General features: G+C 66.8%; 19 protein-coding genes. 6 read left to right on the forward strand and 13 right to left on the reverse strand.

All coding sequences use genetic code 11. The features are described 5' to 3' along the window. Nucleotides 1-2: 2 nt before the first annotated feature. The 12 genes from clsB to ACE3RQ_RS17605 form a co-directional block, all read right to left on the reverse strand. Nucleotides 3-1256, reverse strand: coding sequence for a cardiolipin synthase ClsB (clsB, locus tag ACE3RQ_RS17550; protein ID WP_374523401.1), 1254 nt, complete (start codon nt 1254-1256; stop codon nt 3-5). Nucleotides 1257-1273: 17 nt separating this feature from the next. Continuing rightward, a complete protein-coding gene (locus ACE3RQ_RS17555) occupies nt 1274-2002 on the reverse strand; it encodes an endonuclease/exonuclease/phosphatase family protein (RefSeq protein ID WP_374523368.1) in 729 nt (242 codons plus the stop codon). Between the two features lie 2 nt (nt 2003-2004). Then, nucleotides 2005-2478: a dihydroneopterin triphosphate diphosphatase gene (gene nudB / locus ACE3RQ_RS17560; RefSeq protein ID WP_374523369.1), complete on the reverse strand. Its 474-nt coding sequence runs from the start codon at nt 2476-2478 to the stop codon at nt 2005-2007. A 61-nt stretch (nt 2479-2539) separates the two neighbouring features. Further along, complete coding sequence (gene aspS, locus ACE3RQ_RS17565) at nt 2540-4336, reverse strand: aspartate--tRNA ligase (protein WP_374523370.1); 1797 nt, start codon at nt 4334-4336, stop codon at nt 2540-2542. Between the two features lie 46 nt (nt 4337-4382). Then, on the reverse strand, nt 4383-5036 hold the full coding sequence (locus tag ACE3RQ_RS17570) for a DUF502 domain-containing protein (protein WP_374523371.1): 654 nt from the start codon (nt 5034-5036) through the stop codon (nt 4383-4385). A 13-nt stretch (nt 5037-5049) separates the two neighbouring features. After that, nucleotides 5050-5376 (reverse strand): FmdB family zinc ribbon protein, encoded by a 327-nt coding sequence (locus ACE3RQ_RS17575; RefSeq protein WP_374523372.1) that lies wholly within the window; start codon nt 5374-5376, stop codon nt 5050-5052. 137 nt (nt 5377-5513) lie between these two features. Beyond that, nucleotides 5514-7079: a ubiquinone biosynthesis regulatory protein kinase UbiB gene (gene ubiB / locus ACE3RQ_RS17580; RefSeq protein ID WP_374523373.1), complete on the reverse strand. Its 1566-nt coding sequence runs from the start codon at nt 7077-7079 to the stop codon at nt 5514-5516. Further along, entirely contained in the window at nt 7076-7600 is a 525-nt protein-coding gene (locus tag ACE3RQ_RS17585) for a hypothetical protein (protein WP_374523374.1), read from the reverse strand. The genes ubiB and ACE3RQ_RS17585 overlap by 4 nt, the downstream gene beginning before the upstream one ends. Before the next feature lie 114 nt (nt 7601-7714). Continuing rightward, nucleotides 7715-8710 (reverse strand): Tim44 domain-containing protein, encoded by a 996-nt coding sequence (locus ACE3RQ_RS17590; RefSeq protein WP_374523375.1) that lies wholly within the window; start codon nt 8708-8710, stop codon nt 7715-7717. A 42-nt stretch (nt 8711-8752) separates the two neighbouring features. Further along, the gene (gene ubiE / locus ACE3RQ_RS17595) at nt 8753-9484 is read right to left on the reverse strand and encodes a bifunctional demethylmenaquinone methyltransferase/2-methoxy-6-polyprenyl-1,4-benzoquinol methylase UbiE (RefSeq protein WP_374523376.1); all 732 of its coding nucleotides are present in this window, start codon (nt 9482-9484) and stop codon (nt 8753-8755) included. Between the two features lie 14 nt (nt 9485-9498). Further along, a complete protein-coding gene (locus ACE3RQ_RS17600) occupies nt 9499-9912 on the reverse strand; it encodes a gamma-butyrobetaine hydroxylase-like domain-containing protein (RefSeq protein ID WP_374523377.1) in 414 nt (137 codons plus the stop codon). A 21-nt stretch (nt 9913-9933) separates the two neighbouring features. Continuing rightward, nucleotides 9934-13818, reverse strand: coding sequence for a DUF3683 domain-containing protein (locus tag ACE3RQ_RS17605; protein ID WP_374523378.1), 3885 nt, complete (start codon nt 13816-13818; stop codon nt 9934-9936). 177 nt (nt 13819-13995) lie between these two features. Here ACE3RQ_RS17605 and ugpB point away from each other — a divergent pair, with 177 nt between their 5' ends. The 5 genes from ugpB (at nt 13996) to ugpQ (ending at nt 18937) form a co-directional block, all read left to right on the forward strand. Further along, nucleotides 13996-15312 (forward strand): sn-glycerol-3-phosphate ABC transporter substrate-binding protein UgpB, encoded by a 1317-nt coding sequence (gene ugpB, locus ACE3RQ_RS17610; RefSeq protein ID WP_374523379.1) that lies wholly within the window; start codon nt 13996-13998, stop codon nt 15310-15312. Nucleotides 15313-15392: 80 nt separating this feature from the next. Continuing rightward, nucleotides 15393-16274, forward strand: coding sequence for a sn-glycerol-3-phosphate ABC transporter permease UgpA (ugpA, locus tag ACE3RQ_RS17615; protein ID WP_374523380.1), 882 nt, complete (start codon nt 15393-15395; stop codon nt 16272-16274). Between the two features lie 35 nt (nt 16275-16309). Then, nucleotides 16310-17164 carry a sn-glycerol-3-phosphate ABC transporter permease UgpE gene (ugpE, locus tag ACE3RQ_RS17620; RefSeq protein ID WP_374523381.1) on the forward strand — a complete coding sequence of 285 codons (855 nt, stop codon included), beginning with the start codon at nt 16310-16312 and terminating at the stop codon, nt 17162-17164. Between the two features lie 13 nt (nt 17165-17177). Beyond that, entirely contained in the window at nt 17178-18182 is a 1005-nt protein-coding gene (locus ACE3RQ_RS17625; protein ID WP_374523382.1) for a sn-glycerol-3-phosphate import ATP-binding protein UgpC, read from the forward strand. Between the two features lie 11 nt (nt 18183-18193). Further along, on the forward strand, nt 18194-18937 hold the full coding sequence (gene ugpQ / locus ACE3RQ_RS17630) for a glycerophosphodiester phosphodiesterase (RefSeq protein ID WP_374523383.1): 744 nt from the start codon (nt 18194-18196) through the stop codon (nt 18935-18937). Nucleotides 18938-18940: 3 nt separating this feature from the next. Here the strand turns inward: ugpQ and ACE3RQ_RS17635 are convergent, their stop codons facing one another. After that, entirely contained in the window at nt 18941-19201 is a 261-nt protein-coding gene (locus ACE3RQ_RS17635; RefSeq protein ID WP_374523384.1) for a hypothetical protein, read from the reverse strand. 50 nt (nt 19202-19251) lie between these two features. Here ACE3RQ_RS17635 and hemA point away from each other — a divergent pair, with 50 nt between their 5' ends. Then, entirely contained in the window at nt 19252-20544 is a 1293-nt protein-coding gene (gene hemA, locus ACE3RQ_RS17640; RefSeq protein ID WP_374523385.1) for a glutamyl-tRNA reductase, read from the forward strand. Nucleotides 20545-20563: the final 19 nt, after the last annotated feature.

The raw sequence follows: 20563 nt of genomic DNA on the forward strand, positions 1-20563 counted from the left end.
GCTCAGTAGCGGTGGCCGCTGAGGTAGAGCGTGGCGCGCATGATGCCGAAGGCGATGCGGTCGAGCACGCGCTGGTGCCACGGGCGTGCCCGCAGGGCGGGCGCATCCACCGTCTGGCCCGAGGTGGTGACGATGGTGTCCAGGCACTGGCGCAAGAGCGCGGCGAAACGCCGGTCGGTGGTTGTGACGTTGGCCTCGCGCGCCAGCAGCAGCGACAGCGGATCGAGGTTGGTCGAGCCCACGGTGGACCAGCGCGAGTCCACCACCGCCACCTTGGCGTGCAGGGCACTGGGCGCGTACTCGTGAATCTCGATGCCCGCGTCCACCAGCTTCTGGTACACCGGCCGCGCGGCGCGGTACTGCAGAAAGTGCTCGTAGCGCCCCTGCAGCAGCAGGCGCACGCGCACCCCACGCTGGGCCGCCAGCACCAGCGCCTTGCGCAGCTTGCGCCCGGGAATGAAATAGGCGTTGGCGATGAGGATTTCTTGCCGGGCCGCGCCAATGGCCTTGAGGTAGGCGCGCTCGATGTCGTGGCGGTGGCTCACGTTGTCGCGCAACAGCAGCGAGGCGCGTGCGCCGTCCACGGCCACCGGCGGCAGGGCGGACTCGGCCTCTTCTTCGGCTTCGGTGCCAGTGCCCAACTGACCGATCTTCTCCAGCAAGGCGGTGAAATCGCCCACCGGGCGCGAGCCGCGCAGGGCCTCCCAGGCGGCGCGGAACTCGCGCTGGCGTGCGCTGCGCGCGGCCTGCAGGCGCCACCAGAGCGTCTCCATGGTGTCCACCATGTCTTGCACCAAGGGGCCGGCCACGCGCAAGGAAAAGTCCAGCCGGGGGGCATTCAGGCGGCCCAGGGCCACGTCTTCCTGGTCGTCAATGATGTTGATGCCGCCGCAGAAGCCCACGGTGCCATCGATGGTGCACAGCTTGCGGTGCAGCCGCCGCCAGCGGCTGGGAATGAGCAGCCCCAGGCGCCCCAGCGGCGAGTACACCCGCCACACCACGCCCGCTTCACGAAAGCGCCGTTGCCACTCGAGTGGCACATGGGGCGTGCCCACGCCATCCACCACCAGGCGCACCGCCACACCCCGGTGTGCGGCGCGTTCCATGGCCTCGGCCACCATCAAGGCGGCACCGGAAAACTCAAAAATGTAGGTCTCCAGGTGCACCACCTGGCGGGCTGCGTCCATGGCCTCGACCAGGGCGGGAAAGAACTCGGCGCCGCCTTGCAACAACAACAGTTGGTGCCCTCGGCGCATCAGTCCGATCGAGCGGCTCACAAGCCCAACTCTGCAATGAGGGGCAGGTGGTCAGACATGCGCGACCAGGCCCGGCCATGGGGCACGTGCGCCGACAGCGGCCGCAGCCCGCGCACAAAGATGCGATCGAGGTGCAGCAGCGGCAGGCGCGCGGGAAAGGTGGGCAGGCGGATGTCTTCAAAGGTGCGAAGGCCCAGATCAGCCATGGGCTTGAGCAGCTGCGCGCCCCAGTCGTTGAAGTCGCCAGCCACGATCAGGGGGGCGGCACCCGGTACCTCGCGCGCAATGAAATCGCCCAATCGCTGAACCTGGCGCTCACGGCTGGCGTGAATCAACCCCAGGTGCACCACCACCACGTGCACAGCGCTGCCCTCGACCTCCACCTCGGCGTGCAGCAGGCCACGCTGCTCGAAACGGTGGTCGGACACGTCCGTGTGCTTCACGTCGCGCACCGGCCAGCGCGAGAGCAGCGCGTTACCGTGTTCACCATGGCGGGTGATGGCGTTGGTGCGGTAGACGGCCTCGTAGCCTTCAGGTGAGAGGTAGCCGGCCTGCCCCACCTCGGGCCAATGGGTGAAGCGCTTTTCCAGCTTGCGGTGGTGGCTGCGCACCTCTTGCAGGCAGACGATGTCGGCATCGAACTGCTCGACTGCGTGCGCGAGGTTGTGGATTTCCAGCCGGCGCCCAGGGCCCAAGCCCTGCACGCCCTTGTGGATGTTGTAGGTCGCCACGCGCAATGTGCTCATCGTCAAATCATGCCACCGCCCAGCCGCCGTGGCAGCCAGGTGATGGCCTCCGCATTCGAAGGGGAAAAACACCGATCCACCGCTTCGCGCCAGGGCAGCCAGACCTGGTCGCGGTGCTCGCGCGGGCTCAGCCGCACCGGCACCGCGGCGGGGATGCACAGGCCGAACAGGTGCTCGGTGTTGTGCGTGACCCCGGGCGCATAGCGGTGGCGCCACTGGGGGTAGATCTCGTACACGTTCTCCAGCCCCCAGTCACTCAAGGTATGGCCGGGCGCGCGGGCATCAAGCCCGGTTTCCTCCCAGACCTCACGCTCGGCGGTCTGCTCGAACGGCTCACCGTCGAAGTCTTTGGCGCCGGTGACCGACTGCCAGAAGCCGGGCGCGTCGGCCCGCTCGATCAGCAGCACGTCAAGTGCCGGGGTGTGAATCACCACCAGCACCGATTGGGGAATCTTGAAGGGACGGGTCAGCGCCATGACGGAATGCAAAAAGGCACCCGAAGGTGCCTTTTCATTCTGACGCAAAGCCAAAGGCCGGTCAGGCCGCGGGCTGCACGTTGCGCAGGCGGATGTGCAGTTCGCGCAGTTGCTTCTCGTCCACCGGGCTGGGGGCCTGGGTCAGCAGGCACTGGGCGCGCTGGGTCTTGGGGAAGGCGATCACGTCGCGGATCGACTCGGCCTTGGTCATCAGCGTGATGAGGCGGTCCAGGCCGAAGGCCAGGCCACCGTGCGGGGGCGCGCCGTACTGCAGCGCGTCCAGCAGGAAGCCGAACTTGAGCTGGGCTTCCTCGGGGCCAATCTTCAGGGCCGAGAACACCTTGCTCTGCACGTCGGCGCGGTGGATGCGGATGGAGCCACCACCCAGTTCCCAGCCGTTGAGCACCATGTCGTAGGCCTTGGCGATGCACTGGCCCGGGTCGGTGTCCATGAGGTCTTCGTGACCGTCCTTGGGCGCGGTGAAGGGGTGGTGCACGGCGGTCCAGCGGTCGGCTTCTTCGTCGTACTCGAACATGGGGAAGTCCACCACCCACAGCGGGGCCCAGCGGTCTTCGAACAGGCCGGTCTTCTTGGCGAATTCGCCGTGGCCGATCTTCACGCGCAGGGCGCCGATGGCGTCGTTCACCACCTTGGCCTTGTCGGCACCGAAGAACAGGATGTCGCCGTTCTGCGCGCCCGAGCGCGACAGGATCTCGGCGATGGCCTTGTCGTGCAGGTTCTTCACGATCGGGCTTTGCAGGCCGTCACGGCCCTTGCTCACGTCGTTCACCTTGATCCAGGCCAGGCCCTTGGCGCCGTAGATCTTGACGAACTCGGTGTAGGCGTCGATCTCGCTGCGGCTCATCTCGCCGCCACCGGGAATGCGCAGGGCCACCACGCGGCCGTTCTTCATCTGCGCGGGGGCGCTGAAGACCTTGAAGTCCACGTCGCCCATCACGTCGGTGAGCTCGGTGAACTCCAGCTTCACGCGCAGGTCGGGCTTGTCCGAGCCGAAGCGGTGCATGGCCTCGGCGAAGGGCATCACGGGGAAGTCGCCCAGGTCAACGCCCATGGTGTTGTGGAACACCGTCTTGATCATGCCCTGGAACATCGCGCGGATGTCTTCCTCGGTGAGGAAGGAGGTCTCGATATCGATCTGGGTGAATTCGGGCTGGCGATCGGCGCGCAGGTCTTCGTCGCGGAAGCACTTGGTGATCTGGTAGTAGCGGTCGTAGCCGGCCACCATCAGCAGCTGCTTGAACAGCTGGGGCGACTGCGGCAGCGCGAAGAACTGGCCGTCGTGCACGCGGCTGGGCACCAGGTAGTCGCGCGCGCCTTCGGGCGTGCTCTTGGTGAGCATGGGGGTTTCGATGTCCACGAAGCCTTCGGCGTCGAGGAACTTGCGCACTTCCATGGCCACGCGGTAGCGCAGCATCAGGTTGCGCTGCATGTAGGGGCGGCGCAGGTCGAGCACGCGGTGCGTGAGGCGGGTGGTCTCCGACAGGTGATCGTCGTCGAGCTGGAAGGGCGGCGTGACCGAGGGGTTGAGCACCTTCAGTTCGTGGCACAGCACCTCGATCTTGCCGCTCTTGATGTTGTCGTTGGTGGTGCCCTCGGGGCGCGCACGCACCAGACCGACCACCTGCACGCAGAACTCGTTGCGCACGTCTTCGGCGGTCTTGAACATCTCGGCGCGGTCGGGGTCGCACACCACCTGCACCGTGCCTTCGCGGTCGCGCAGGTCAATGAAGATGACACCACCGTGGTCGCGGCGGCGGTTCACCCAGCCGGCGAGCGTGACGGTTTGGCCCATCAGGGCTTCGGTCACCAGACCGCAGTAGTGGGAGCGCATGGCCATTTCGGTACTTCTTTCTTGGGTGTCGCGGGCAGGCCCGCGTGGTCGATCAGGGGGTGGCGATGGCGGCCTTGACCGCCGGGTTCTTCGGCCCGCCGGGCACGATGACGCCCATGGAGACGATGTAGGTGAGGGCTTCGTCCACGCTCATGGACAGCTCGACACAGTCGCGCTGGCGCACCATGACGAAATAGCCCCCGGTGGGGTTGGGGGTGGTGGGCACATAGACGCTCACGAACGCCTCGTCACCGCCTTGGGCTTGCAGGTGCTCCAGCACATTGCCCGCGGGCGTGCCGGTGAGAAAACCGATGGTCCACATCTGGTCATGCGGCCAGCGCACCAGCACGGCCTTGCGAAAGGCGTTGCCCTTCTCCGAGAACAGGGTGTCGGACACCTGCTTGACCCCGGAGTAGATGGAACGCACCACGGGAATGCGGTGCAGCAGCGCGTGCCACCAGGTGACGATGCGGTTGCCAATGATGTTGGACGCCAGTGCGCCGATGGACAGCAGCACCACCAGGGCGAACACCACGCCCAGGCCGGGAATGTGCATGCCCAGCAGTTGGTCAGGCTGCCAGCTCGTGGGCAGGATTCTCAGGGTCTGGTCCAGGGTGCCGACCACCCAGTCGAGCACCCACAGGGTGATGATGAGCGGCACCAGGACCAGCAGGCCCGAGAACAGCCATTTGCGCAGGGCGCCCATGGATCGGCGGGGCTCAGTGGCAGGCGCAGGAGGCGCCGCAGCCGCCAGCGGGGGCGGCCGGGCCCGCGTCGCCGCCGGCCGAGGCCGAGGCGCCGTCACTGACAGCGGTGGCAGCGGCCGCCGTGGCCGGCGCGGCGGCACCCGTGCTGCCACCCGAGCCGCCCCGGAAATCGGTGACGTACCAGCCGGAACCTTTGAGCTGGAAACCCGCGGCAGTGATCTGCTTGCGGAAGCTGGCTGCACCGCAGGCAGGGCAGGTGCTCAGGGGCTCGTCGGAGACTTTTTGCAGCACGTCCTTGGCATGGCCACAGGACTCGCACTTGTAGGCATAGATGGGCATGGCTTGAACCTGGAATGCGGGATGGGGGGACCGATGCCACCGGCCGCCCCTGGGGCCGCCGGCGGGTTGAAGAAAACCGGTCATTATAAATTCGGCCCTCACCCCCCGATTTCAAGGGGCCGAGCGGCCAGGCGCCTTCACCAGAGGCGCACGCGGACCAGCACCTGGGTGACGATCAGGCCCAGCAGGAAGCCCACACCGCCGTACACGATGGCTTGCAGCAAACGGTTGGTGCGGCGCTGCTCGGCCATGAGAGCGTCCAGCTCGCGGCGCAGGTCGTTCGGGCGGTGCTGCAGGTAGTCGTGAAACAGTCGCGGCAAGGCCGGCAGCAGCTTGGCGTATTGCGGCGCCTCGGCCTTGAGCTGCTCCCACAGGCGCTTCGGGCCAATCTGGTCGACCATCCACTTCTCCAGGAAGGGCTTGGCCGTGGCCCAGAGGTCCAGGTCGGGGTCCAGTTCGCGGCCCAGGCCCTCGATGTTGAGCAAGGTCTTCTGTAGCAGCACCAGTTGGGGCTGGATTTCCACCTGGAAGCGACGCGAGGTCTGGAACAGGCGCATGAGCACCATGCCCAGGGAAATGTCCTTCAGCGGCCGGTCGAAGTAGGGTTCGCACACCGCGCGGATGGCCGATTCCAGTTCGTCCACCCGCGTCTGTGGCGGCACCCAGCCCGATTCGATGTGCAGCTCGGCCACGCGCTTGTAGTCGCGACGAAAGAAGGCCGTGAAGTTCTGCGCCAGGTATTCCTTGTCGAACTCGGTCAGGGTGCCGACGATGCCGAAATCGAGCGAGATGTAGCGGCCGAAGGTGGCCGGGTCGGTGCTGACCTGGATGTTGCCCGGGTGCATGTCGGCGTGGAAAAAGCCGTCGCGGAACACCTGGGTGAAGAAGATGGTGACGCCGTCCTGCGCCAGCTTGGCGATGTTCACGCCGCGGCGGCGCAACTCGTCCACGCGGTTGATGGGCACACCGTGCATGCGCTCCATCACCATCACCTCGGTGCGGCAGTAGTCCCACACCATTTCGGGAATCAGCACCAGGTCCAGCCCGGCCATGTTGCGGCGCAGTTGGGCGGCGTTGGCGGCCTCGCGCAGCAGGTCCAGCTCGTCGTGCAGGTACTTGTCGAACTCGGCCACCACCTCACGCGGCTTGAGGCGCTTGCCGTCGGCCGAGAGGCGCTCCACCCAGCCGGCCATCAGGCGCATCAGGCTCAGGTCTTTGTCGATCACCGTGCCCATGGCCGGGCGCAGCACCTTGACGGCCACCTCGCGGCCGGCGTGCTGCCCGCTGCGCAAAGTGGCGAAGTGCACCTGGGCAATAGACGCACTGGCCACCGGCACGCGGTCGAACTGGCTGAACACCTCGTCCAGCGGCTTGCCGAACGCCCGCTCGATGGTGGCCACCGCCACCTCGCTGGGGAATGGGGGCACCCGGTCCTGCAGCTTGGCCAGCTCGTCGGCGATGTCGGGCGGCATCAGGTCGCGCCGGGTGGACAGCACCTGACCAAACTTCACAAAGATGGGGCCCAGGCGCTCAAGGGCCTCGCGCAGGCGCTGCCCGCGTGGGGTGTCCAGGTTGCGGCCGATGGAGACGATGCGCCCCAGCAACCGGATGCCGGGGTGCTGAAAGCTGGACAGCACCAGTTCGTCCAGGCCGTGTCGCAACACCACCCAGACGATGAACGCCCCGCGAAACACCTGCCTCATGCGCCAGGCCCGCTGGCGTTGCCTTCACCTTGTCCCGGGCGAGGCACCCGGGCAGCAAACGCCTTGGCCGCCTCCACCGCACGGCGGGCCACCGAGGTCAGGGTGTGGGCGGGCGCATCGCCCAGCAGGCGGGCGAGGTCTTCTTCCACGTCCCAGCGCACGTTGTCGCTGAGCCAGGCCACTTCAGCCGCCAGTTGCACGTCGCCCTGGATCTCGGTGGCGGGCTTCTGGCCAGTGAGCAGGGATTGCGCCAGGGCCAGGGGCGAGGTGTCGGTGAGGGTGACGGTGAGCTCGGGCACAGCATCGGCCGCGCAGCGCTCCAGCAGCCCGGCGGGCGTGGCCGCCAGCGTCAGGTGCACATCGGTCCAGCGCACCCGCACCGGCTTGCCCTGCTGGCGCTTGAGGCGCTCCATGGCCACAGGTTCTTGCTGGAGCACGTGGTTGAGGAACAGCACCACCCGGTTTTGCAGCTCGTCCACCACCCACTCGGGGGGACGCAGGGCGTTCAAAAGTGAGGACATGGGGGAAGAAGGCGAAGCGCCACTGGACGAAAAATCGGGTGGTTCATGTTTCATGACCACCCGATTCTGAGGGATAGGCACCCCGGCACGGCACCGGGGTGACATTCGTGAGGATTACTGTAGGGCTTGCACGCCCGCCACCAGCCAGCCGCCCGCGCCCTGCTTGGGACGGGTGATGTTCCAGACCTCGCGGAAGGGGCTCGGACCGGCGGACTCGTCTTCGCGGATCATGCCGGAGAACTCGACACTGGCCATGTACTCGTCGGCGGTTTCCTCGATGCCCAGCAACTGGGCTTCCAGCATTTCGACTTCGGTCTTGTTCGTGGCGGCGCCCGTGTGGCGCTCGCGCTCGGCGAGTTGGCTCTTCACCTCTTCGAGCATGCCGTCGGTCATCATGGCGCGCAGGCTGGCGATGTCACCACGGTCCCAGGCGGCCTGAAGGCTCACGAAGTTGGCCTTGGAGGCCTTCAGGAAACCGTCCACGTCAAAGCCGGCGGGTACGCCCCAGCTCTGGCTGCCGCTCAGGGCCGAACCGATCATGGAACCACCGGTGCTGGCGCCGCTATCCAGCGCAGCAGGCGCGCTGCGCTCCCACGGGCGGGCCGAGGCATCGTTGCCCACGTTGTTGGGGCTGTAGCTGCGCGGGGTCACGGGCTCGGCGGGGGTGGCGCCGGCGCCCTGGTAGGCCAGGCCACCACTCTGGGCGGCGGGCGCACGGCGGCGCAGCACGGCGCCGATGACGGCAGCGACCACGACCACCAGCAAGGCGATCAGCAGGAACTGGGCGAAGCCCTCACCAAAGCCCAAGGACGAGGCCAGCCAGGCCAGGCCCAGACCGGCGGCCAGGCCGCCGAGCATGGCGCCCCAGGGGCGCTTGGGCGCCTGGGCCGGTGCCGTGGTGGCCGGGCGGTTGGCGGCGGTGGCCGGCGCCTGGGCAGGCGCGGCCTGGGTGCCCTGGGTGGGCGCCGGCTGGCTCGGCGCGGTGCTTCGCTGCGTCACATTGCTGGACTGCTTGCCGATGGAGGAGCCCCCGCCCAGGCGCTTGGCCCAGGCCTCACTCGAGCCGAGCACCATGGAAACGGCCAGCAGTACCGACCACAACTTGTTCATATTCTGAGTCTCCTCGTCAAGACAAAAACACACGCCAATCAATCAGCACTTGATGCCCACGTGCAGCGCCACCACACCACCAGTGAGGTTGTGCACGTCCACGTGGCCGAAGCCCGCGGCCTTCATCATCTGCCGAAGCGTTTCCTGATCCGGGTGCATGCGGATGGACTCTGCGAGGTAGCGGTAGCTTTCCTCGTCGTTGGCCACCCATTTGCCGATCTTTGGCAGGATGTTGAAGGAATACCAGTCATAGGCTTTTTCCAGGGGTTTGGCGACCCGGGAAAACTCCAGCACCAGCAATTTGCCGCCAGGCTTGAGCGTGCGATGCATTTCGGCCAGCGCAAGTTCCTTGTGCGTCATGTTTCGCAAGCCGAAAGCCACGGTGACGATGTCGAAGCTGTTGTCGGCAAAGGGCAGCTTCTCGGCGTCGCACACCATGGTGGGCAGCACCACGCCCAGGTCGAGCAGGCGGGTGCGGCCTTCGCGCAACATGGCCTCGTTGATGTCGGTGTGCACCACGCGCCCGGTGGCGCCCACCTTGCGGGCAAAGGCCAGCGACAGGTCGCCCGTGCCGCCCGCGATGTCGAGCACCTGGTGGCCCGGCTGCGGGTTGGCCACGGCGATGGTGTAGCGCTTCCAGAGGCGGTGAAGACCGGCCGACATGAGGTCGTTCATCACGTCGTACTTGGGCGCCACCGAGTCAAAGACGCTGCGCACGTGGCGCGCTTTCTCGTTCTCGTCGACGGTCTTGAAGCCGAAATGGGTATTGGCCATGGCGTGTCCGGTGATCAGTGGTGGCCGCAGCCAGCGCCGGCCTTGGGTGCCATGGGGGCGTCGCGATCGACCCCGGCCGCCTTCAGGCGGGCCTCGTAATCGGCCCAGAGCTCGGCTTGGCGCGAGCCCAGGAAGTAGAGGTAGTCCCAGGAAAAGATGCCCGAGTCGTGGCCATCGTCGAAGGTGGGTTGCACCGCGTAGTTGCCCACAGGCTCCAGCGCCAGCAGGCCCACCTCGCGCTTGCCGGTTTGCAACACCTCCTGGCCCGGACCGTGGCCCTGCACCTCGGCCGAGGGCGAGTACACGCGCATCAGCTCGAAGGGGATGCGGAAGGTCTGGCCGTCGGAGAAGGCGACCTCCAGCACGCGCGAGGCGCCATGCACGGTGATGTCCTGCGGCGTCGGGGTGTCTTTGTTCAGTCCAGCCATGTCAATGTCCTTGGTGATGCGTCAGACCAGCACGCGTTCGATGCCACCTTGGTTGGCCTGCGCCACGTAGGTGGGCAGCCACTGCTCGCCCAGGATCTGGCGGGCCATTTCCACGACGATGTAGTCGGCCTCCAGCAGACCGCTGTTGAGGTCGTCCTGGTAGCGGGTCAGGCCTTGCAGGCAGCTGGGGCAGGAGGTGAGGATCTTCACGTTGTCCTGCGGACCCACACCGCCAGCGGCGCGCAGAGCGGCCTCGCCCTTGCGGATTTCCTCTTCCTTGCGGAAGCGGATTTGGGTGGAGATGTCGGGGCGGGTCACGCCCAGCGTGCCCGATTCGCCACAGCAGCGCTTGCTCTCGACCACGCCGTCGCCCACCAGGGCCTTCACCGTCTTCATCGGCTCCTGCAGCTTCATGGGGCTGTGGCAGGGATCGTGGTAGAGGTAGGCGCCCTGGCTTTCGAGCTTCACGCCCTTCTCCAGCAGGAACTCGTGGATGTCCACGATGCGGCAGCCAGGGAAGATCTTCTCGAATTCGTAGCCCTGGAGCTGGTCGTAGCAGGTGCCACAGCTCACCACCACGGTCTTGATGTCGAGGTAGTTCAGCGTGTTGGCCACGCGGTGGAACAGCACCCGGTTGTCGGTGATGATTTTCTCGGCCTTGTCGAACTGGCCCGAGCCGCGCTGGGGGTAGCCGCAGCACAGGTAGCCCGGCGGCAGCACGGTCTGCACGCCGGCGTGCCACAGCATGGCCTGGGTGGCCAGGCCCACCTGGCTGAACAGGCGCTCGGAGCCGCAACCGGGGAAATAGAACACCGCCTCGGTGTCGGCCGTGGTTGTGTGCGGGTTGCGGATGATGGGGACGTAGTTCTTGTCCTCAATGTCCAGCAGGGCGCGCGCGGTCTTCTTGGGCAGGCCGCCCGGCATCTTCTTGTTGATGAAGTGGATCACCTGCTCTTTCACCGGCGCGGCGCGCAGGGTGGCCGGCGGCGCGCTGGTCTGCTTGCGTGCGACCGCCTTGAGCAGGTTGTTGGCCATGCGCTGGGCCTTGAAGCCCACGTCCACCATGGCCGAGCGCACGAACTTGATGGTCTCGGGGTTGGTGGCGTTGAGGAAGAACATGGCCGCCGCGTTGCCGGGGCGGAAGCTCTTCTGGCCCATCTTGCGCAACAGGTTGCGCATGTTCATGGTGACGTCGCCGAAGTCGATCTTCACCGGGCAGGGCGTCACGCACTTGTGGCACACGGTGCAGTGGTCGGCCACGTCTTCGAACTCTTGCCAGTGCTGGATGCTGATGCCGCGGCGGGTCTGCTCTTCGTACAGGAAGGCCTCGATCAGCAGCGAGGTGGCCAGGATCTTGTTGCGCGGGCTGTAGAGCAGGTTGGCGCGCGGCACGTGGGTGGCGCACACCGGCTTGCACTTGCCGCAGCGCAGGCAGTCTTTGACCGAATCGGCAATGGCGCCGATGTCGCTCTGCTGCATGATGATCGACTCGTGCCCCATGAGGCCGAAGCTGGGCGTGTAGGCGTGGGCCAGATCGGCCTGGCGCACGCTGGCGTCCTGGGCCACCAGGGCCTGGTGCTCGGCGCCGCGCAGCAGCTTGCCTTTGTTGAAGCGGCCCTCCGGGTCCACCTTGGCCTTGTAGTCGGCAAAGGGCTTCAGCTCGTCGTCGCTGAGGAATTCGAGCTTGGTGATGCCGATGCCGTGCTCACCCGAGATCACGCCGTCCAGGCTGCGCGCCAGCACCATGATGCGGGCCACGGCCTCGTGCGCGGTCTGCAGCATCTCGTAGTCGTCGCTGTTGACCGGGATGTTGGTGTGCACGTTGCCGTCGCCGGCGTGCATGTGCAACGCCACCCACACCCGGCCCTTGAGCACGCGCTTGTGAATGGCATTGCACTCGGCCAGGATGGGTGCGAAGGCAGAGCCGGTGAAGATCTGCTGCAGGGGCCCACGAATCTGGGTTTTCCAGCTCGCGCGCAGGCTGTGGTCTTGCAGGCCGGGGAAGAACTGCTCGATGCCGTCCAGCCACTGCTGCCACTGGGCGCGCACCTCGCGCACCAGCGCCAGGGCCTGCTGCACGCGGTCTTCCAGCAGCTCGGCGTTGGGCAGTTCGTTGGCGTCGTCGGTCTTGCCCAGGGGCAGGCTGCCCTTCTCGAAGAAGGCCTCCAGTGCCTCGCAGAGCTTGAGCTTGTTGCGCAGCGACAGCTCAATGTTGATGCGCTCGATGCCCAGGGTGTACTCGCCCATGCGCGGCAGCGGGATCACGACGTCTTCGTTGATCTTGAAGGCGTTGGTGTGCTTGCTGATGGCCGCCGTGCGCTTGCGGTCCAGCCAGAACTTCTTGCGCGCCTCGGGGCTGATGGCCACGAAGCCTTCGCCGCTGCGCGAGTTGGCCAGGCGGATCACCTCGCTGGTGGCGCGGGCCACGGCGTCGGGGTCGTCGCCCACGATGTCACCGATCAGCACCATCTTGGGCAGGGTGCCGCGCTTGCTCTTGGTGGCGTAACCCACCGCCTTGAGGTAGCGGTCGTCCAGGTGTTCCAGGCCGGCCAGCAAGGTGCCCGAGCGCTTCTGCTCGGCGAACATGAAGTCTTTGATCTCGACGATGCTGGGCACGCCGTCCTTCGGGTTGCCGAAGAACTCCAGGCACACGGTGCGGGTGTGGTCGGGCATGCGGTGCACCAGCCAGCGCGCGCTGGTGATGAGGCCGTCACAGCCTTCTTTCTGAATGCCCGGCAGGCCGCTGAGGAACTTGTCGGTCACGTCCTTGCCCAGGCCTTCCTTGCGGAAGGTCTTGCCGGGAATGCTCAGCGTCTCGGTGCGCAGGAAGGTCTTGCCGTCGGCCTTGAAGAACTTCAGCTCGAAGGTGGCCACCTCGGCGTCGTGAATCTTGCCGCGGTTGTGGTCCAGGCGGGTGACCTCCAGCCACTCGGCCTGCGGCGTGACCATGCGCCAGCTGATCAGGTTGTCCAGCGCGGTGCCCCAGAGCACGGCCTTCTTGCCACCGGCGTTCATGGCGATGTTGCCGCCGATGCACGAGGCCTCGGCGCTGGTCGGGTCCACCGCGAAGACGAACCCGGCGCGCTCGGCCGCGTCCGACACGCGCTGCGTGACCACGCCCGCCTCGGTCCAGATGGTGGGCAACGGCTCGTCGTGGCCGGGCACCTTCACCCACTCGACCTCGGTCATGGTCTCGAGCTTTTCGGTGTTGATGACCGCGCTCTTCCAGGTCAGGGGAATGGCGCCGCCGGTGTAGCCGGTGCCGCCCCCCCGGGGGATGATGGTCAGGCCCAATTCGACGCAGCCCTTGACCAGGCCAGCCATTTCTTCTTCCGAGTCGGGCGTGAGCACCACGAAGGGGTACTCGACGCGCCAGTCGGTGGCATCGGTCACGTGCGACACGCGCGAGAGGCCATCGAACTTGATGTTGTCCTTGGCGGTGAGCTTGCGCAGGGCCCGCGTGGCCCGGGTGCGCAGGGCCGCCATGTCGTCAAACGACTGGGCAAAGCGCTCCACCGCGCCGCGGGCGGCCTGCAGCAGCTCGGCCACCAAGGCGTCGCGAGCGGCGTCGTCTTCAGGGGTGCGGCGCTTTTGCACCTCGCCCAGGCGGTGGTGCAGGGCGTCAACCAGTTGCTGGCGGCGCTTGGCGCTGGAGAGCAGGTCGTCTTGCAGATAGGGGTTGCGCTGCACCACCCAGATGTCGCCCAGCACTTCATAGAGCATGCGGGCCGAGCGGCCGGTGCGGCGCTCGCCGCGCAACCCGTCCAGCAGGGACCAGGCGCGCTCACCGAGCAATCGGATCACGATTTCGCGATCCGAGAACGAGGTGTAGTTGTACGGAATTTCGCGAAGCCGGGGCGTTTCGTCGTGGGCGGTGAGGAGCGGAAGCGGGGTGGGTGCGTTCATGGAGGCGGCCGGCTGTGGACTGCTGCGCAGAACGCGGAATGGTACCGCAGCGCACCATACACACACCCCAGTCATGGAAACCCCGGTTGTCATGGAAGGGCCATCTTCATGTAATGGATTGCACACAATTGGTCGATAGCCTGCGACCTTTCCAACGACAACCCCAAGGAGCCCCCCATGAAGACACCCTCTCTTGCCTTGAGCACCGCCTTCGCCCTGGCGGCACTGGCCCACGTGCCCGCGCACGCCCAGACCGAGATCCAGTGGTGGCATTCCATGGGCGGCGCCCTGGGCGAATGGGTGAACGACCTGGCCAAGGACTTCAACGCCAGCCAGAAGGATTACAAGATCGTGCCGACCTTCAAGGGCAGCTACGACGAGTCCATGACGGCGGCCATCGCCGCCTTCCGCGCCGGCAATGCCCCCCACGTGCTGCAGGTGTTCGAGGTGGGCACCGCCACCATGATGGCCAGCAAGGGCGCCATCGTCCCCGTGGGTGACGTCATGAAGAAAGCCGGCGTCACTTTCGACCCCAACGCCTATGTGCCCGCGGTGGCCGGCTACTACACCGCGCCTGACGGCCGCATGCTGAGCTTCCCCTTCAACAGCTCGACCACCGTCTTCCACTACAACAAAGACGCCTTCAAGGCCGCCGGGCTTGACCCGGACAAGCCCCCGCGCACCTGGCCCGAGGTGGCCTTAGCGGCCGGCAAGCTCAAGGCCAGCGGTCACAAGTGCCCCTTCACCACCAGTTGGGTGAGCTGGACACAACTGGAGAGCTTCTCGGCCTGGCACAACACCGAATTCGCCACCAAGGGCAACGGCATGCGCGGCTTCGACGCCCGCCTGACCTTCAACAGCCCGCTGCACGTGCGCCACATCGAAAACCTGGCCAACATGGCCAAGACCGGACTGTTCGTCTACAAGGGCCGTGGCAATGCCGCCGACGCCACCTTCGTGTCGGGCGAGTGCGCCATGATCACCGGCTCCTCGGCGCTGTACGGCAACGTCAAGCGCAACGGCAAGTTCGCCAACGGCATCGGCACCCTGCCCTACTACCCCGATGTCGCCGGCGCGCCTCAGAACACCGTGATTGGCGGTGCCAGCCTGTGGGTGATGGCAGGCAAGAAGGACGTCGATTACAAGGGCGTGGCCCAGTTCTTCGCGCACCTGTCCAAAGCCGAAGAGGCCGCCAAGAGCCACCAGCGCACCGGCTACCTGCCGCTGACCAAGGCCTCTTACGAGCTGACCGAAAAGTCGGGCTTCTACAAGCAAAACCCCGGCACCGACGTGTCGGTGGAGCAGATGATCCGCAAGACCACCGACAAGTCGCGCGGCATTCGCCTGGGCAACTTCGTGCAGATCCGCACCATCAACGACGAAGAACTTGAGCAGGTCTGGGCCGGTCGCAAGACCGCCAAAGAGGCGCTTGACGCCGCCGTGCGCCGTGGCAACGAGCAACTGGAGCGATTCCAGAAGACCGTCGCCCGTTAAGGCCTGACGCGATGGGCCGACCCGAGGGCCGGTCCATCGCCCTTGTTTGACCCCTGCCGGGCCGCCCCGCCCACTCCCACATGGAAAAGCGCGTCCGATTCCGCTCTGCCTGGCTGCCCTGGCTGCTGGTGGCCCCGCAGATGGCCATCGTGTTGGTGTTCTTTTTCTGGCCCGCCGCCCAGGCGCTTTACCAAAGCGTGCTGCAGCAAGACGCCTTTGGCATGGCCACCGAGTTCGTGGGCCTGGAGAACTTCCGCCGCCTGTTCGCCGACGAGAGTTACCTCGCCTCCTTCAAGACCACCGCCATCTTCTCGGTGCTGGTGGCCACCATTGGCCTGACGCTGGCGCTGCTGCTGGCGGTAATGGCCAACCGCGTGGTGCGCGGCGCCACTGTCTACAAGACCTTGCTGATCTGGCCTTACGCCGTGGCCCCGGTGGTGGCCGGCGTGTTGTGGCTGCTGATGTTCGCCTCGCCCTACGGCGTGGTGGCCTATGCCCTGCGCTGGCTGGGCATTTCGTGGGACCACCTGCTCAACCCGCAACACGCCATGGCCCTGATCGTGATGGCGGCGGTGTGGAAGCAGATTTCCTACAACTTCCTGTTTTTCCTGGCCGGGCTGCAGTCCATTCCGCAGTCGCTGATCGAGGCCGCCACCATCGACGGCGCCTCGCCCTGGCACCGCTTCTGGACCATCGTCTTCCCCCTGCTCTCGCCCACCACCTTCTTCCTGCTGGTGATCAACGTGGTCTACGCCTTCTTCGACACCTTCGCCATCGTGGACGCCGCCACCCACGGCGGGCCGGGCAAGGAGACCGCCATCCTGGTTTACAAGGTCTATTACGACGGCTTCAAGGCCCTGGACATGGGCGGCTCAGCGGCGCAGTCGGTGATCCTGATGGCCATCGTCATTGCGCTGACGGTGGTGCAGTTCCGCTTTGTGGAAAAGAAGGTCCAGTACTGAGTCCCCCCTCGTCGGCATTAGCGAGAACGTGCACCATGATTGAACGCCGCCCCGGCCTCACCCTGCTGGCCCACTTCATCCTCATCCTCGGGGTGGCGGTGATCGTGTTCCCGGTCTTTGTCACCTTCATCGGCTCTACCCAGACGGCCGAGCAGATCGCCAGCAGCAACCCGCTGTCGCTCATGCCCGGCAGCAACGTCCTGGAGAGCTACCGCCTGGCCCTCTTCGGCGGCAAGACCAGCGGCGGCTCCACCATCGCGCCGGTGGCGCCCATGCTGTGGGTGAGCTTCGTGAGCGCCATGGTGATCGCCGTGGGCAAGATCGCCATCTCGCTGCTGTCGGCGTTTGCCATCGTCTACTTTCGCTTCCCGGCGCGCAACCTGGTCTTCTGGATGATTTTCGTCACCTTGATGCTGCCGGTGGAGGTGCGCATCGGCCCCACCTACGAGGTGGTGTCAGACCTGGGCATGCTCAACACCTACGCCGGCCTCACGGTGCCGCTCATCGCCTCGGCCACCGCCACCTTTTTGTTCCGCCAGTTCTTCCTCACCGTGCCCGACGAACTGGTGGAGGCCGCGCGCATCGACGGCGCCGGGCCCATGCGCTTCTTCTGGGATGTGCTGCTGCCGCTGTCGCGCACCAGCATCGCCGCGCTGTTCGTGATCCAGTTCATCTACGGCTGGAACCAGTACCTCTGGCCCCTGCTGGTGACCACCAGCGAAGACATGTACCCGGTGGTGCTGGGCATCAAACGCGCCATCTTTGGCGAGGTCTACGTGGAATGGAACGTGGTGATGGCCACCGCCATCCTGGCCATGCTGCCGCCGGCCATCGTCGTCATCCTCATGCAGAAGTGGTTCGTCAAGGGCCTCGTCGACACCGAAAAATAAGCACCGCACCAACATGGCATCACTTTCGCTGCGCCAGGTCATCAAGCGCTACCGCACCGGCAAGACCGAGCTGCAGGTCATCCACGGCGTGAACGCCGAAATCGCCGATGGCGAGTTCGTCGTCATCGTCGGCCCCTCGGGTTGCGGCAAGTCCACGCTGCTGCGCATGGTGGCCGGGCTCGAGGAAATCAGCGGTGGCGAGATCGCCATCGGCCCGCGCGTGGTCAACCAGCTGGAGCCCGCCGAGCGAGACATCGCCATGGTGTTCCAGAACTACGCGCTCTACCCGCACATGAGCGTGTTCGACAACATGGCCTACGGCCTGAAGATCGCCAAGGTGCCCAAGGACGAAATCAGGACGCGGGTGGACAAGGCCGCCAAGATCCTGGAGCTGGGCCACCTGCTGGAGCGCAAGCCGCGCGAGCTCTCGGGCGGCCAGCGCCAGCGCGTGGCCATGGGCCGCGCCATCGTGCGCCAGCCACAAATCTTCCTGTTCGACGAGCCCCTGTCCAACCTGGACGCCAAGCTGCGCGCGCAAACCCGCCTGGAAATCCAGAAGCTGCACCGCGAACTGGGCATCACCAGCCTCTTCGTCACGCACGACCAGGTCGAGGCCATGACCCTGGCCCAGCGCATGATCGTGATGAACGCCGGCCACATGGAGCAGTTCGGCACGCCCGAAGAGGTCTACAACCGCCCGGCCACCACCTTCGTGGCCAGCTTCATCGGCTCGCCGCCCATGAACCTGTTGCACCACGCGCCCGGCAACCGGCCGGGGCAAATTCTGGGCATCCGCCCCGAGCACCTGGACGTGGCCAGCGACGGTTGGCCCGTGCAGGTGGAAACCGTGGAACTGCTGGGCGCCGAGCGCCTGGTGCACGCCCGCCTGGGCGACGAGGCCCTGATCGTGCGCCTGCACGAAGGCGAAGGCGCGCCCGCCGTGGGCAGCACCCTGACGGTCCGCCCGCGCCAAGACCGCCTGCACGCCTTCGACGCCACCACCGGCCAGCGCCTCTGAACACCACCGCCATGACCACCCCCTGGCCCTACCCCCGCTGGATCGCCCACCGCGGCGCCGGCAAGCTCGCGCCCGAAAACACCCTGGCCGCCTTCCGCCTGGGCGCGCACCACGGCTACCGCATGTACGAATGCGACGCCAAGCTCAGCGCCGACGGCGTGGTCTTCCTGCTGCACGACGACACGCTGGAGCGCACCACCAACGGCAGCGGCCGTGGCGGCGACCAAGCCTGGAGCGCCCTGAGCCGCCTGGACGCTGGCGCCTGGCACTCGCGCGCCTACGCAGGCGAGCCCCCGGCCACGCTGGAAGCGGTGGCGCGCCACTGCCAGGCCCACCGGCACTGGCTGAACATCGAGATCAAGCCCACCCCAGGGCTGGAGCGCGAGACCGGGCGGGCGGTGGCCGCCGAGGCCCGCCGGCTCTGGGCGGCGCAGGTGGACAGGCCACCACTGCTCACCTCGTTCCAGCCCGACTCACTGCGCGGCGCACTGGAGACGGCGCCCGAACTGCGCCGGGGCCTGCTGCTGCACAAGCTCTGGGACGGTTGGCTGGACGCGGCCCGCGAACTGGGCTGCGCGGCCATCGTCTGCCAGCAAGACCTGTGGACCGAGGACACCTCGGCCCAGGTGCAGGCCGCCGGCATGCGCCGCCTAGCCTACACGGTGAACGAAGAGAGCAGCGCCGCGCGCCTGCTGGCGCTGGGCCTGGACGGCATCATCACCGACCGGGTGGACGGCTTCGTGCCCGAGAACTGAGCCTCAGCGCCCGCGCAGCCACCAGGCCACGCTGCCCTGCGCCAGCACCAGCGCGGCGTAGGTGGCCATCTTGCCGTCGCGCCCGAAGTAGGCCAGCCCAGCCAGCAACACCACACAACCGGCCGCGAACAGCCAGCCCAGTTGGACTGCCGCCGACTGGCGCCCGGCACGCCGCACGCGAAGGCCCAGCCACAACACCAGGGCCACACCGAAGGCCGGCATCACGAAGCCGGCGATGTGCAGCACAAAACCCAATGGTGTCATCGAAGATTGCCTTGGCGCGTCTATAAGCGGTCGATTTTATAATCCGGGTCATGGCCGTCTGGACCCTGGGCATCAACCACCACACCGCCCCGCTCGATTTGCGCGGGCGGTTCGCGTTTGCGCTCGACCAGATCCAGCCCACGCTGCAGGGTTTGCGCCAGTCGCTGCCGCGCCAGCCCGAGGCCACGTTGCTGTCCACCTGCAACCGCACCGAGTTGTATGGCGCGGGCGATCTTTCGGCCGTGGAACCCACGCTGGCCTGGCTGGCCCAGACCGGTGGCGTCAACCCGCAGGTGTTGCGCGACCATGCCTACGTCCTCAAGGGCGACGAGGCAGCCCGCCATGCCTTCCGCGTAGCCAGTGGCCTGGACAGCATGGTGCTGGGCGAGGCGCAGATCCTGGGCCAGATGAAAGACGCCGTGCGCGCCGCCGACGAGGCCGGCGCCCTGGGCACCACGCTGCACCAACTGTTCCAGCGCTCGTTCGCGGTGGCCAAGCAGGTGCGCACCTCCACCGAGATCGGCGCCCACTCCATCAGCATGACGGCCGCGGCCGTGCGCCTGGCCTCGCAACTGTTTGAAGACCTGCGCGACATCCGCGTGCTCTTCGTGGGCGCGGGCGAAATGATCGAGCTGGCGGCCACGCACTTCGCCGCCAAGTCGCCCAAGTCCATGGCCATCGCCAACCGCACGCTGGAGCGTGGTGAGGCCCTGGCCTCGCGCTTCGGGGCGCAGGTCATGCGCCTGGCCGACATCCCCGACCACCTGCACGAGTTCGACGCCATCGTGAGCTGCACCGCCAGCACCCTGCCCATCATCGGCCTGGGCGCGGTAGAGCGGGCCCTGAAAAAACGCCGCCACCGTCCCCTGTTCATGGTCGACCTGGCCGTGCCGCGCGACATCGAGGCAGAGGTGAAAGAGCTGGACGACGTCTACCTCTACACCGTGGACGACCTCGCCGCCGTGGTGCAGACCGGCAAAGACCACCGCCAGGCCGCCGTGGCGCAGGCCGAGGCCATCATTGACGCGGGCGTGCTCAGCTTCATGCACTGGATGGAGCAGCGCGACCCCTCCAAGGGCATCGTGCCGCTGATCCAGCAGCTCAACGCCCAGACCGACGCCTGGCGCGCCCAAGAGCTGGCCCGCGCCAAACGACTGCTGGCCAAGGGTGAGCCAGTGGACGCGGTGCTCGACGCCCTGGCCAAAGGCCTCACGCAAAAGATGCTGCACGGCGCCTTGGCCGAGCTGCACACCGGCGACGCGCCAACCCGTGCGGCCACCGCCGAGACCGTCTCGCGCCTCTTCCTGCGCGAAGGCAACCCCACCCGCGGCCAGCGCTCCTAGGCGCCTGCGCGCCCATCGG

This window comes from Hydrogenophaga sp. (assembly GCF_041913525.1).
Classification (GTDB): Bacteria; Pseudomonadota; Gammaproteobacteria; order Burkholderiales; family Burkholderiaceae_C; genus Hydrogenophaga.

Coding starts and splice junctions, on each gene's coding strand:
- ACE3RQ_RS17605 (WP_374523378.1), bottom strand. CDS start 13,818: ATGAACGCACCCACCCCGCTTCCGCTCCTCACCGCCCACGACGAAACG.
- ACE3RQ_RS17590 (WP_374523375.1), bottom strand. CDS start 8,710: ATGAACAAGTTGTGGTCGGTACTGCTGGCCGTTTCCATGGTGCTCGGC.
- clsB (WP_374523401.1), bottom strand. CDS start 1,256: ATGCGCCGAGGGCACCAACTGTTGTTGTTGCAAGGCGGCGCCGAGTTC.
- ACE3RQ_RS17635 (WP_374523384.1), bottom strand. CDS start 19,201: ATGACACCATTGGGTTTTGTGCTGCACATCGCCGGCTTCGTGATGCCG.
- aspS (WP_374523370.1), bottom strand. CDS start 4,336: ATGGCCATGCGCTCCCACTACTGCGGTCTGGTGACCGAAGCCCTGATG.
- ACE3RQ_RS17600 (WP_374523377.1), bottom strand. CDS start 9,912: ATGGCTGGACTGAACAAAGACACCCCGACGCCGCAGGACATCACCGTG.
- hemA (WP_374523385.1), top strand. CDS start 19,252: ATGGCCGTCTGGACCCTGGGCATCAACCACCACACCGCCCCGCTCGAT.
- nudB (WP_374523369.1), bottom strand. CDS start 2,478: ATGGCGCTGACCCGTCCCTTCAAGATTCCCCAATCGGTGCTGGTGGTG.
- ubiE (WP_374523376.1), bottom strand. CDS start 9,484: ATGGCCAATACCCATTTCGGCTTCAAGACCGTCGACGAGAACGAGAAA.
- ugpE (WP_374523381.1), top strand. CDS start 16,310: ATGATTGAACGCCGCCCCGGCCTCACCCTGCTGGCCCACTTCATCCTC.
- ubiB (WP_374523373.1), bottom strand. CDS start 7,079: ATGAGGCAGGTGTTTCGCGGGGCGTTCATCGTCTGGGTGGTGTTGCGA.
- ACE3RQ_RS17625 (WP_374523382.1), top strand. CDS start 17,178: ATGGCATCACTTTCGCTGCGCCAGGTCATCAAGCGCTACCGCACCGGC.
- ugpQ (WP_374523383.1), top strand. CDS start 18,194: ATGACCACCCCCTGGCCCTACCCCCGCTGGATCGCCCACCGCGGCGCC.
- ugpB (WP_374523379.1), top strand. CDS start 13,996: ATGAAGACACCCTCTCTTGCCTTGAGCACCGCCTTCGCCCTGGCGGCA.
- ACE3RQ_RS17570 (WP_374523371.1), bottom strand. CDS start 5,036: ATGGGCGCCCTGCGCAAATGGCTGTTCTCGGGCCTGCTGGTCCTGGTG.
- ACE3RQ_RS17575 (WP_374523372.1), bottom strand. CDS start 5,376: ATGCCCATCTATGCCTACAAGTGCGAGTCCTGTGGCCATGCCAAGGAC.
- ugpA (WP_374523380.1), top strand. CDS start 15,393: ATGGAAAAGCGCGTCCGATTCCGCTCTGCCTGGCTGCCCTGGCTGCTG.
- ACE3RQ_RS17585 (WP_374523374.1), bottom strand. CDS start 7,600: ATGTCCTCACTTTTGAACGCCCTGCGTCCCCCCGAGTGGGTGGTGGAC.
- ACE3RQ_RS17555 (WP_374523368.1), bottom strand. CDS start 2,002: ATGAGCACATTGCGCGTGGCGACCTACAACATCCACAAGGGCGTGCAG.